We start from the raw sequence: 11,452 nt of genomic DNA, 5'->3' as shown, positions 1-11,452 counted from the left end.
TGGCCCGGCTACCGGACATCTCCACAAGGGTGAGGTTGCGATGGGGGTTCCTCCGTGACCGGTTCTGCTAGGGGTCAAGGCGTGGTTGCGCCGTGCAGGTGGTGGGTGGCGTAGTACTTCATTGCTGTCGCCAGCCAGCCGGGTAGGGCTGGGTCGACGTCGGCGATCCAGGTCCGTTGTTGGTCGTCGTTGAGGTAGTGATCGGCCAGGGCGCGGTAGGCCTCGGCATCCGGTTTCCAGAACTGGGCGATGGCTTCGTGGTGTTCCTCGACGAGCTGTTGGGCGTCCTGGTCATCAGGCGGCACCTGGTGTCGCATGAGTCCGGCCATGCGGTGGAGCAAGGCTCGGCTATCGGCGGCTGCTTGTTCGTAGTCGGTCATTTCCCAGCCGTCGGTGGCGGTCTCGACGGCGGCGAAGGTGTGCTCGACTGCTGGGCCGTGGGCGGCCCTGAGCCGGTCCTTCAGCCGAGTGCGGTCGTGGTGGAGGCCGCGGAAGAAGTCCGCAGGTTCCATGGTGTGGGCGCCGGTGAGGTCGGTGATCGTGGCCTCGATGGTTTCGATCACGGTGCCCAGACGGTGTTGCTCGGCGAGGATCTGTTCGCGCTGGGCGCGCAGGGCGGTGATCTCGTTGACCTGCCCGTCGATCACCTGCCCGATCTGCCCCAGCGGCACACCCACTTCGCGCAGCAACAGAATGCGCTGCAGACGCAGCAGTTGCTCCCGGCCGTACCAACGGTAGCCATTGGCCCCGATCTCAGCCGGTGCCAGGAGCCCGATGGCGTCGTAGTGGCGCAGGGTCCGGGCGCTGATCCCGGCCATGGTGGCGAGCTGGCTGATGGAGTAGCGCACGCTCCACCGTATCGCCTTGACCTTCTCGTAGCGTCAACTTCTACCGTGAAAGCCATGGCACTGACGATCAATAACGCGAGGATTTTCGACGGCACCACTTTGAGCGCCCATGACACGGTGCGCGTGGTGGACGGGCGCATCGAAGCTGTGGGAGGGCCCGAACTGGTGGCCGCCGGGGACATCGTGGTGGAGGCAGGTGGGGCCACCCTGCTGCCCGGGCTCATCGATGCGCACCTGCACCTGCTGCCCGGGACCGCCCACCAGGCGGTGACGTTCGGGGTGACCACCGGGATCGACCAGTTCAGCAAACCTGAGGTGATCACCCCGGTCCTGGCCCGCAACCACCGACCGGAGGTGGCGCAGATCAGGACCTCGAGCATCGGGGCGACCGCCCCAGGTGGGCATCCCACGATGGCCTACGCACCCTTTCCCTACGTCACCGGACCCAAGGACGCCGCGGCCTTCGTCGCCGACCGCAGGGGAGAGGGTGCGACCCATCTGAAGGTCTTCTACGACGACGGCTCGACCGCCCCGATGCGCATGCCCTCCTTGGATCTGCCCACGGTGGCCGCCCTGGTCCGGGCCGCCCACACGGGCGGGATGCTGGTGGTCGCCCACGTCACCAGTGCCGCGGCTGCCGTCGACGTCGTGGCCCAGGGCGTCGACGTCCTCGCCCACGTGCCGTTCGAGCCGTTGAGCGAGGCCCAGCTGGAGGTCTTGGCCGCATCCCGGGTACCGGTGATCGCCACACTGGGCATCGCCGACGGCTTCCCGGGCCCGGACGGCACCATGCCGCTACTGGGTCAGTCGCGCCTGGCTTCGCGCCTGGGACCGGGATGGACCGGGATGCTCCAGCGCCAGGGGAAGCGGTGGATGCCCCCAGGGGCGCCCGACTTCGCCGCCGCCAGGCGCAACGTGGGGGCACTGCACGCCCGGGGGGTGCCGATCCTGGCCGGCACCGATGCCCCCAACCCGGGTCTGGTCCACGGGGCGAGCCTGCACCGGGAACTCCAGCATCTCGTGGCCGCCGGGCTGAGCCCGCTGGACGCACTGGCCGCGGCGACCTCCGGCCCGGCGGCCGCCTTCGGCCTTCAGGACCGCGGGGTGATCCGCCCGGGGGCACGGGCCGATCTCGTCCTCGTGGCCGGGCGCCCGGATGAAGGCATCACCGCCACCCAGGACATCACCGCCGTATGGAAACAGGGTGTGGCAGTGGATCTGGACGGGTATCGGGGCAGCCTTGAGGAGGAGACCGACCTGGTGGCACTGCAGGCCACCAACGAGAAGATCATCGCCGCCATCCACCAGGTGTGGCCGCAGTTCACCTCCTGACCGCGGCACTCGACCAGCCCCAGCGGACCGATCGAGAAACCGCCGATGAACCCCGTTGCAGTTGGGGTTCCTTTTGGGGCAGCTGTTATTCCGTGGGGCAGGTTCTAGGGGATCTGGGCTGCGGCGGTGTCGCGGGTTTCTGCGGCGGGGTCGCTGTCCTGCCACTGGTTGAGCCGCTCGGCGTCGCACTCGTCGCGGGAGGCGCTGGTCTCGTCGAGGCGCTGAATGGTCAGGCATCCCTCGTCCTCGCCCTGGGGGCCGAGGATGTGCCAGATGCGGGCTTCGCCGTCGACGACGATGGCCGCTTTGATGGCGGTGTGGTCCGGGAAGAAGCTGTTGGCGGTCTTGTTGGTGTAGTCACCGGCGAGGATCAGGGTCCGATCGCCGCAGCTCAGCTTCAAGTTGTCGGGTGCTGTGGTGATGTCCTCGGTCTGTCCTGGGTCCTTGCCGGCTTCTGAGATGGTGCACCCCGGGTCGGGGGTGATCGCGGTGGGCGTGACCTGGGAAAGGGGTTCTGGTCTGTCTTGGAGCAGCAGGTTGTCCTCGCACCCGGTGAGGGCCAGGGAGGTGATAGCGGCAACGGCGAGGCTGAGGACACGGGTGGATCGCTGCACGGCGGGGGCTCCTTGGCGCATCGAGGATGGGGTCCTGGTCTCCGACCGGGACGGTGCTGGGGGCTATGGCTGCCAGCTGCCGCTGCGGTCGCCGTGCTTGTGGACGTAGTCCTTGATGCCGGCGGTGACGCCCTTGCGCACCACCCAATAGAGCAGCCACAAGGTGATGACGACCATGAGCAACCAGATGAACAGTCCGAGGAATGCCCCGAAGCTAGCGACGTCCATCACGAGGAACCTCCTGGAGTAGGTCTGTCCACGCTATCGAGGAACGGCTCCGTACTTTGCACCCCGCCCATACCGTGCGTGTCGGCCGGTCACCCCGTGTTCCAGGCGTCGTGCGACTGCATCACATCCCAGTGCCGTGTTTCATCAAGGGTTGCCGTCACGGGCGGCGTACGGCGGCCAGATGGCATTCGGGGAATCAGTTGAGCCCCCGATAGTGGTGTAGCGCGGTGGCCCTGCTCGTCGTTGCCGACGAGAGCGCGGCCACCGTGAGATCTTTCGAGTTCACCTCTCACAGCACCCTCGAAAGGACATCATCACGATGACCGCTCCTCATATTGTCGACCCTGCTGGCCTGCTCGGCGAAGCCCTGTCCGACGCGTCCCCGGATCTGATGCGCAGCTTGTTGCAGACGGTGATCAACGCTCTCTTGTCTGCTGATGCCGAGGCGGTGGTCGGCGCCGAATGGGGCAAGCCCACCCCGACCCGGTCTGCGCAGCGCAACGGCTACCGGCACCGCGACCTCGACACCCGCATCGGCACGATCGACGTCGCCGTGCCGAAACTGCGCACCGGCACCTACTTCCCCGAGTGGTTGCTGGAGCGGCGCAAACGGGCTGAGTCCGCGCTGATCACCGTGGTCGCCGACTGTTACCTCGCCGGGGTCTCGACCCGTCGGATGGACAAGCTGGTGAAGACCCTGGGCATCAACTCCCTGTCGAAGTCCCAGGTCTCGCGCATGGCCACCGACCTCGACGAGCACGTGGAGTCCTTCCGCCACCGACCCCTGGACGAGGCCGGCCCGTTCACGTTCGTCGCCGCCGACGCACTGACCATGAAAGTCCGAGAGGGCGGGCGGGTGGTCAACGCGGTCGTGCTGCTGGCCACCGGAGTCAACGGCGACGGCCACCGGGAGGTCCTGGGCATGCGGGTGGCCACGGCCGAGACCGGGGCGGCGTGGAACGAGTTCTTCGCCGACCTGGTGGCCCGGGGCCTGGGCGGAGTCCGCCTGGTCACCAGTGACGCCCACGCCGGTCTCAAGGACGCGATCGCCGCGCACCTGCCCGGGGCGTCCTGGCAGCGGTGCCGCACCCACTACGCGGCCAATCTCATGTCGATCTGCCCGAAGAGCATGTGGCCGGCCGTGAAGGCGATGCTGCACTCGGTCTATGACCAGCCCGATGCCGCCGCGGTGAACGCCCAGTTCGACCGGCTGATCGACTACGTCGCCGAGAAGCTGCCCGAGGTGGCTGAGCACCTGGCCGACGCCCGGGAGGACCTGCTGGCCTTCACCGGCTTCCCGAAAGACGTGTGGATGCAGATCTGGTCCAACAACCCCGCCGAGAGGCTGAACAAGGAGATCCGCCGGCGCACCGACGCGGTCGGGATCTTCCCCAACCGAGCCGCCATCGTTCGCCTCGTGGGCGCGGTGCTGGCCGAGCAGACCGATGAGTGGGCCGAGGGCCGCCGCTACCTCGGACTCGAGGTCCTCACCCGTTGCCGGCTCACCCCCGTGGCCCGCACCGGAAGCGAGGTGATCCCCGACCCCCTGACCGCCCTCACTGCCTGACCCCTACGAAAGATCGCTACACCACTTCTCGGGGCTTGACCCAGAGCAGACCCTCCGTTCCCATGTCCGAAACATCCTTTCGGCCGTTCTCTTTTGCAACTGGTCGTGGTGTGCTGTCCGCACATTGTGCACTTGAGTGCCGACCCGGGCACCGCAGGCACGTCCACTCCGCAGGAAAAGAGAGTCTCGATGCGCTTGAAATCTACTTCACGCTACGCTCTGTTGCTCGGCCTCATCATGGCTGTCACTGGCTCAGTCGGCCCAGCCCTGGCCGCTCCGCCGCCCCAGCCCGACGACAACGAGCTCGTGCTCTACGCCCCCACCACCCGCCAGACGTTGACGATTGAGGAGCCCGACCAGCAGTCCTCGCCCCAGAAGGACGACGACATGTTCACACCAATGCTGCTCGGCCCGATCGACTCATTGAACTGCAACGTCCTGAACCGCCCATCCCACATCGTCACCACGTACAACGCCCGCGCCCGATCGGGCTTCTCCGGGGGCTATATCAAGATGGAGTGCGGCACCGACGCCGGCTACGGCTACCGGCACATCCGTTCCCGCCACCAGCAGGACTGGCAGAACAAGATGTACCCACTGCGGGCGAACTGGGACGACTTCATGGACTTCGCCACCAAGCAGGCGCTGGCCTCTCCGTCCAAGACCGCCTTCCAGGGCAGCGGTAAGTACTGCTACACCACCCCAGTCCAGATCCGGAACTCCCGCGGCGCCGTCGTGAAGACGTTCTATCCTCGGATTATCATCTCCTCGACCAACCGTCGAGTAATCACGTCCATCCCAGGAGGCTCGTGCTGATGCCCGCACCGATCACGGTCCGCATGTTCAACGAGCACGGCTGCCCCTGGCCGTTCTTCGGCCCCGAGAGCCTGATGAGCCAGGAGGAGTTCCCGCTGCCGGCAGAGCTCACCGAGCAGGTCCTGGCGTGGACGTCCGACTTCGCCCGCCACTACGACGAGGAGCGCGGCTGGCCCTCGGCGCAGGCATACGAGGCCTCCCGGCAGGAGGGGCGGCGCCTGGCCGCCGAGGTGCAGACGGCCGTCGGGGACGAGGTGTGGATCCAGCTCGAGCACTGGGAGCGGATGGTCGACGGCCAGGAGGCCTCCGCCCAGACCAGCTGATCCAGCCGCTGCCATCAACGGAGGGCCTGTCTCCCCAGAGCAGACCCTCCGTTCCCATGTCCGCACCCTGGCGCGGCCTCTTGGGGTGTCCGCACACATGGGTGCCGTCCCCACAGAGTTCACCGTCGGGAAGGACCCCATGAGCACCACGACCCCCGCCGCCTCCGCGGCCGCCACGGAGATCGAGACGACCGGCGCCCCGATCCTCGGTTTCTTGCAGCTGAACACCTCCAACGGCAAGGTGTTCCTCAACGCCACTGCCCCGTCCAGCGAGTTCCAGTCCAGCACCGCTTTCGACGTCGACGGGTGGGCGCCAGAGCTGCCCTACGTGGAGGTCTCCTTCACGGCCGCCGGACTGAGCGAGGCCGACGAGGCGGATCTGGTCGACGCCGGGTACCGCCCCGTGATAGGCCTGGTGCGCGGTGTGCTCGCCACTGTGATCGCCCCGGCGCCGGGCGCAGACGCCCCCGACTACCTGTTCGTGGACTTCGAGTCCACCGGGCTGCCGCAGATCGCCCCCGGGGGAGCCGAACCCGCGCTTCGTGCCGCTGCAGGTCGCCGCCGCCGTAGTGGACGCCGGGCTGAACGTCGTGGCGACCTACGAGGCAAAGATCAACGCCACGACCGAGCAGCTGGAGTCGATGGTCCCCTTCGTGCGCAACATGCACACCGAGACCGGCCTGCTCGCCGCCCTGGAAGCAGGGGGACTGCCCCCGGATCGCTTGACTCCTTGACCTGTTGCGTTGCAGCAGGGGTTCCTTTTGGGGCAGCTGTTGTTCCGTGGGGCAGCCCCTAGGGGATCTGGGCTGCGGGGGTGTCGCGGGTTTCTGCGGCGGGGTCGCTGTCCTGCCACTGGCTGAGCCGATCGGCGTCGCACTCGTCGCGGGAGGCGCTGGTCTCGTCGAGGCGCTGAATGGTCAGGCATCCCTCCTCCTCTCCCCGGGGGCCGAGGAGGTGCCAGATGCGGGCTTCGCCGTCGACGACGATGGCCGCTTTGATGGCGGTGTGGTCCGGGAAGAAGCTGTTGGCGGTCTTGTTCGTGTAATCGCCGGCCAGGCTCAGGGACCGGCCGTCGCAGCTCAACCTCAGGGACGGGGGTGCTGTGGTGAGGTCCTCGCTCTGCCCCGGGCCCATGGCGCCTTCGGAGATGGTGCACCCCGGGTCGGGGGTGATCGCGGTGGGCGTGACCTGGGAAAGGGGTTCTGGTCTGTCTTGGAGCAGCAGGTTGTCCTCGCACCCGGTGAGGGCCAGGGAGGTGATAGCGGCAACGGCGAGGCTGAGGACACGGGTGGATCGCTGCACGGCGGGGGCTCCTTGGCGCATCGAGGATGGGGTCCTGGTCTCCGACCGGGACGGTGCTGGGGGCTATGGCTGCCAGCTGCCGCTGCGGTCGCCGTGCTGGTGCGCGTAGTCCTTGACGCCGGCGGTGACGCCCTTGCGCACCACCCAATAGAGCAACCACAAGGTGAAGGCGACCATGAGCAACCAGATGAACAGTCCAAGGAACGCTCCGAAGCCGGCGACGTCCATCACGAGGAACCTCCTGGGGTAGGTCTGTCCACGCTATAAGGGAATGCCTCCGTCCTTGGCACCCCGCTCGCACCGTGCGTGTCGGTCGGTCACCCCGTGTTCCACGCGTCGTGCGACTACCTCACATCCCGGTGCCGTGTTTCATCAAGGGTTCCTCGTCGATCATGCGGCTCGACCAGCATCTGGGGGTCTTGACCCCGGGTCTTGGACACGGTGTCGTTTCGGTTATGCCGCTTCCGGGAGCGTAGCGGACGCAGCGGTCTCGTAGGCGTTCGGGGCGATGTTGCCGATCGCGGAGTGGCGGCGGCGCGTGTTGTAGCGGTTCGCCCACCGGAACACGGCCCGGTAGGCCGTGGCCTGGTCGGGGAACGCGGGGCGACCCTCGAGCAGCTCGCGCTTGAGAGCCGCGTTGAACGATTCGGCCAAGGCGTTGTCCGCGGACGAGCCGATCGCGCCCATCGACTGGGTCACCCCGAGCCGCTCGCAGAGAGTTGCGTACGACTTCGAGGTGTAGACCGACCCGTGGTCCGAGTGGAAGATCGCGCCGCGCAGAGTGCCGCGCTCGCGCCGCGCGGTCCTGAGCGCGTCCTCGACGAGTTCGGTGCGCATGTGCCCGGCCATGCTCCACCCTGCCAGCTTCCGCGAGCCCAGATCGATGCAGGACGCGAGGTAGAGATTCGTGCCGTCGGCGATGGGCAGGTAAGTGATGTCGCCCACGTAGCGGCGGCCCGGCTCCCCAGCGGTGAAGTCTCGGCCGACCAGGTCGGGGAACTTCCGGTCGGACTGGTCCGGCACCGTAGTCTTCACGCGCTTGCGCAGGCGGATGCCGGCCAAGCCGTGCTGACGCATCACGCGGGCCACCCGCTTGTGGTTGACCCGCTCGTCGGCAGGCGCGTCCTCGTTGAGGTCGGCGGTGATCCGCGGCGCCCCGGATGCGCGGTCCCCGCCCTGCTGCGGGTCTTGCAGCGCCCGGATCCGCGCCGCCAGCGCCGCGTCCGCTGCCACCCTCGCGGCCCGTTGCGGCGCGGCGGCCAGCCATGCGTAGAACGACGACCTCGCGATCTCCACGACCTCGCACAACCGCTTCACGCTCCAGGCGTCCTTGTGGTCCTCAACGAACTGGAAGCGGTTCACCAGTTCGTCTCCCCGGCGAAATACTTCGCCGCCTGGCGCAAGATGTCCCGCTCCTCGGCGAGCTTGGCCTGCTCGGTCCGCAGCGCCGCGTTCTCGGCCTCCAGCCGGGCGATCCGCGCAGCCTGCGACTCCGGCCGACCGGCCGGCGCGGCCGTGGGCGCCCCCGCGGTCGTGGTCCTAGAGCCGAGCTTGTCGACCCACTCCTTCAACGAGCCCCGGGACACGCCCAGATCCGCCGCGATCCCCTTGAGCGTCGCGCCCGGCGTGGACTCGTACAAGTCCACCGCCCGGCGACGGAACTCGTCGGTGTAGTTCTTCCTGGCCATCCTTGGATTCTCGCTTCCCCAGCATCGTGCTGGATACCGCGTGTCCAAGATCAAGGGTCAAGCCCCTGGACCGGCCCACGTGGTGGCATTCCTAGCATGGGGACATGCGCCTGCGAGAGACGGTCCCAGCCGACTTGGACTTCCTCTTGGGCTGGGTGCCGTCCGAGGCGGACATGGTGCTCTGGTCCGGGCGCACGTTCACCTGGCCGCTGGATCGGGGTCAGCTGGAGAGCTACCTGCACAATGATCAACGCCGGTATTGGACCGGGCTGGACCCGGAGTCGGGGCATCCGGTCGGTCACGCTTCCCTGCTCGTCGACGCTGACGCGGCCATGATGCGGCTCGGCTGCGTCCTCCTCGACCCGGCAGCTCGCGGGCGTGGTCTGGGGCGGGAGCTGATCAGGGAGGCGGTGCGCACGGGCTTCGAGACCACGGAGGTGCCGGCCATGAAACTGGGCGTGTACTCGCACAACGTCCTAGCTCGACGCGTCTACGAGGACCTGGGGTTCAAAGAGACCGGCCAGGTGCGCAGCACCGAGGTGAACGGCCAGCCCTGGCACGCCATGGAGATGGAGTGGCCACGACTGGCCTGAGCCGCAAACAGACGCAGGCTCGCCCCGCAGCGTGACTGGCGCCGTCACGCAGATCCGACGTTACGTCTGAGCTGCGGCGTGAGATCATTACACGTCGATGCCCACGACCGTGGTGTCGGCCGCGACGTCACGGGTCACCACGGCGCCAGCGCCGATCTTCGCCCCCGCCCCAATGGTGATCGGGCCGATGACCTTCGCCCCGGAACCGATGAGCACCCCGTCCCCGACAACGGCGTGGCGCCGACCCGGGGAGCCATCCCCGACGAAGCTCGCCCCTTGGTAGATGGTCACGTCGTCACCGATCACGCTGGTCTCTCCGAGAACAACCTCGCTGCCATGGTCGATGAACAGCCGGTGCCCGATCACCGCACCAGGGTGAATGGTGATCCCGGTGGCCTTCGCGGAGGCGGTGGCGATGGCCTGGGCGGCGGGTCTGCCCCACCGGGTGGACCACAGGCGGTGGGCGATGCGGTGGGCGGCCACCGCGTGCAGCCCCGGATAGCTCAGCAGCGTCGCGACGGTGCCTTGCCCCGCGGGGGCGGCGGCAGCGATCGAACGGGCATCGGCCAGGACACTAGGACGGGTGGGCTCGGTCATGGCCACACCCTAGAAGACATCCAACCGGGAACCGTTCACCCTTACCGGCTTTACATATGGCCCGGTTAGCGGCCGGGCTCCATGTCGGCCCTTGGGCGTCTGGCATCCATGCGCTCCACGGATTTCCGTCACAACGGTGGAGCGTGCCTTCAGGAGAGGTCTTCGTCAGCGCTTTTCTGGGGTGGCTGGTGGTGGGTGCCGAAAGATGCGGTTCTCGTCGGTGGAGAACATTTTCCGTTCGCCGGTTCCGAGTTCTCGGGCCCACACCACGTGGAGGAGTGGCATGGTCTCCTCGACGAGTCCGCGGTAGTAGAGGTCACCGGCAAGGTGGACATCGATGCGATCACCTGCTTGCAGCACGGTGCAGTCCTCCACGGGGACGGGGACGGGGCCGGGGTCGGGGCTGGTCATGGTGGCGGTGCCTTTCGTCGGCGCTTCTGGGTTGGGTTGTGGCCTCGGGGTGGTCATCCGGAGTGCGGTGAGCCCATGGTGCGTGGTCGTCCCGATGTGATGCGCTCCGTGGTGCGGTATCGGCGCCCGGTGTTCTCGGCCTGGAACGCGCATGGCTTCCCCGCGGCGGCACGAGGCAGGGGTCGGTCGCGGCCGGCTGGAGCCGGAGGCTCTTGAGGTGTGAGTATGCAGTCCGCTGGGATGTGCCTGGGGTGGTTCGTGCACGCGGTCCCGTGTTGACGGGAACGGTCAGTGCGCAGCGGTCAACGATCCTGGGTGATGCGGGACTCTGGGTACCGCTTTTTAGCGGTGGTCGCTGAGTTCGAAGAACCAGATGATGTGGTGGCGCAGGGCGTCGGCGGCGTCTGCGCCTCGGCGCTGCTGGAAGGCCTCCAGGATGCTCTTGTGCTGTTCCTGAAGGGTCTGGCGTACCTTCGGCCAGTCCTCGAGGTCGGCGACGGTCTCCTGGACGTAGCCGATGGTGGCTTGGCGCAGCGAGGACATAATCGTCTCGACCACCACGTTGCCGGCCAGAGAGGCGAGCAGGATGTGGAACTGCGCGTCGTGGGCGTGGAAGCGCTCGTCCGGCAGGTCCGGGTCGTCCATGGCGGCCACCAGTTCGGTGGCCTGGTCGAGTATCGCGGTGCGTTGGGGAGTGTCCGGGGCGGTGGCGGCTTCGTGGGCGGACTGGGTCTCGAGCAGCAGTCGGGTTTGCGCCAGATCGCGGATGCGCAAGGACCGGTTGGCCACGTGCATCCGCAGCGCCCAGCCGAGTGCGGCCGAGGGGTCCGAGATGACGATCGCCCCGGCGTTGGGCCCGGACCCGGTGGAGGAACGGACCAGGCCCATGGCGTCGAGGACCCGGAATGCTTCGCGGACCGAGGCGCGGGAGATCCCGAACTCCTCGGCCAGGTGGCGCTCTGCGGGCAGTCTGTCGCCCACCGAGATCTCCCCGGAGCGCAGGCGTTCCTCGAGCCAGTCAAGGACGAGGGTGTAGGTGCGTGTGACCGCGGGCACGAGGGGCTCCTGGAGGGTATATGGGGAACCGGACCATTCTAGAGAGACCGCGAGGCTGCACCTGACCGGATGGGTCG

At 67.7% G+C, this 11,452-nt stretch carries 15 protein-coding genes; 6 read left to right on the top strand and 9 right to left on the bottom strand.

Features of this window, described 5'->3' with window-relative positions; genetic code table 11:
- Positions 1 to 74: 74 nt before the first annotated feature.
- Complete coding sequence (locus ACZ2G1_RS10365) at positions 75 to 848, bottom strand: MerR family transcriptional regulator (RefSeq protein WP_035929384.1); 774 nt, start codon at positions 846 to 848, stop codon at positions 75 to 77.
- Between the two features lie 54 nt (positions 849 to 902).
- Here ACZ2G1_RS10365 and ACZ2G1_RS10360 point away from each other — a divergent pair, with 54 nt between their 5' ends.
- Positions 903 to 2,180 (top strand): amidohydrolase family protein, encoded by a 1,278-nt coding sequence (locus tag ACZ2G1_RS10360; protein WP_470376686.1) that lies wholly within the window; start codon positions 903 to 905, stop codon positions 2,178 to 2,180.
- A gap of 104 nt (positions 2,181 to 2,284) precedes the next feature.
- Here ACZ2G1_RS10360 and ACZ2G1_RS10355 read toward each other — a convergent pair whose 3' ends face one another.
- Together ACZ2G1_RS10355 and ACZ2G1_RS10350 are read right to left on the bottom strand one after the other, a co-directional pair.
- Complete coding sequence (locus tag ACZ2G1_RS10355) at positions 2,285 to 2,794, bottom strand: hypothetical protein (protein WP_470376685.1); 510 nt, start codon at positions 2,792 to 2,794, stop codon at positions 2,285 to 2,287.
- 63 nt (positions 2,795 to 2,857) lie between these two features.
- Entirely contained in the window at positions 2,858 to 3,025 is a 168-nt protein-coding gene (locus ACZ2G1_RS10350; RefSeq protein ID WP_470377744.1) for a hypothetical protein, read from the bottom strand.
- A gap of 316 nt (positions 3,026 to 3,341) precedes the next feature.
- Here ACZ2G1_RS10350 and ACZ2G1_RS10345 point away from each other — a divergent pair, with 316 nt between their 5' ends.
- The 4 genes from ACZ2G1_RS10345 (at position 3,342) to ACZ2G1_RS10330 (ending at position 6,462) form a co-directional block, all read left to right on the top strand.
- Positions 3,342 to 4,589 (top strand): IS256 family transposase, encoded by a 1,248-nt coding sequence (locus ACZ2G1_RS10345; protein ID WP_031282481.1) that lies wholly within the window; start codon positions 3,342 to 3,344, stop codon positions 4,587 to 4,589.
- A gap of 237 nt (positions 4,590 to 4,826) precedes the next feature.
- Positions 4,827 to 5,405, top strand: a complete 579-nt coding sequence (locus ACZ2G1_RS10340; RefSeq protein ID WP_138976442.1) for a hypothetical protein — start codon at positions 4,827 to 4,829, stop codon at positions 5,403 to 5,405.
- Positions 5,405 to 5,728 carry a hypothetical protein gene (locus ACZ2G1_RS10335; protein WP_470376684.1) on the top strand — a complete coding sequence of 108 codons (324 nt, stop codon included), beginning with the start codon at positions 5,405 to 5,407 and terminating at the stop codon, positions 5,726 to 5,728. Before ACZ2G1_RS10340 ends, ACZ2G1_RS10335 begins: the two co-directional genes overlap by 1 nt.
- 542 nt (positions 5,729 to 6,270) lie before the next feature.
- On the top strand, positions 6,271 to 6,462 hold the full coding sequence (locus ACZ2G1_RS10330; RefSeq protein WP_017834438.1) for a 3'-5' exonuclease family protein: 192 nt from the start codon (positions 6,271 to 6,273) through the stop codon (positions 6,460 to 6,462).
- Positions 6,463 to 6,520: 58 nt separating this feature from the next.
- Here ACZ2G1_RS10330 and ACZ2G1_RS10325 read toward each other — a convergent pair whose 3' ends face one another.
- From ACZ2G1_RS10325 to ACZ2G1_RS10315, 3 genes are all read right to left on the bottom strand, one after another.
- Positions 6,521 to 7,030: a hypothetical protein gene (locus tag ACZ2G1_RS10325; protein ID WP_426120811.1), complete on the bottom strand. Its 510-nt coding sequence runs from the start codon at positions 7,028 to 7,030 to the stop codon at positions 6,521 to 6,523.
- 63 nt (positions 7,031 to 7,093) lie between these two features.
- Positions 7,094 to 7,261: a hypothetical protein gene (locus ACZ2G1_RS10320; protein WP_426120815.1), complete on the bottom strand. Its 168-nt coding sequence runs from the start codon at positions 7,259 to 7,261 to the stop codon at positions 7,094 to 7,096.
- 222 nt (positions 7,262 to 7,483) lie between these two features.
- A protein-coding gene (locus ACZ2G1_RS10315; protein ID WP_272028149.1) for an IS3 family transposase occupies positions 7,484 to 8,718 on the bottom strand; the annotation gives its coding sequence in 2 pieces (ribosomal slippage) (positions 7,484 to 8,409 and positions 8,409 to 8,718; 1,236 coding nt in all).
- A gap of 104 nt (positions 8,719 to 8,822) precedes the next feature.
- Between ACZ2G1_RS10315 and ACZ2G1_RS10310 the strand changes: the two genes are divergently transcribed.
- Positions 8,823 to 9,311, top strand: coding sequence for a GNAT family N-acetyltransferase (locus tag ACZ2G1_RS10310; protein WP_272027739.1), 489 nt, complete (start codon positions 8,823 to 8,825; stop codon positions 9,309 to 9,311).
- Positions 9,312 to 9,398: 87 nt separating this feature from the next.
- Here ACZ2G1_RS10310 and epsC read toward each other — a convergent pair whose 3' ends face one another.
- The 3 genes from epsC to ACZ2G1_RS10295 form a co-directional block, all read right to left on the bottom strand.
- On the bottom strand, positions 9,399 to 9,908 hold the full coding sequence (gene epsC / locus ACZ2G1_RS10305; protein ID WP_470376683.1) for a serine O-acetyltransferase EpsC: 510 nt from the start codon (positions 9,906 to 9,908) through the stop codon (positions 9,399 to 9,401).
- A gap of 165 nt (positions 9,909 to 10,073) precedes the next feature.
- Complete coding sequence (locus ACZ2G1_RS10300; protein ID WP_141246871.1) at positions 10,074 to 10,319, bottom strand: hypothetical protein; 246 nt, start codon at positions 10,317 to 10,319, stop codon at positions 10,074 to 10,076.
- A gap of 342 nt (positions 10,320 to 10,661) precedes the next feature.
- Complete coding sequence (locus ACZ2G1_RS10295; RefSeq protein WP_095651903.1) at positions 10,662 to 11,375, bottom strand: FadR/GntR family transcriptional regulator; 714 nt, start codon at positions 11,373 to 11,375, stop codon at positions 10,662 to 10,664.
- Positions 11,376 to 11,452 lie beyond the last annotated feature (77 nt).

The sequence above is a fragment of the Kocuria sp. KKT182 genome, from assembly GCF_055635395.1.
This window is presented reverse-complemented; position numbering and strand designations above follow the sequence as displayed.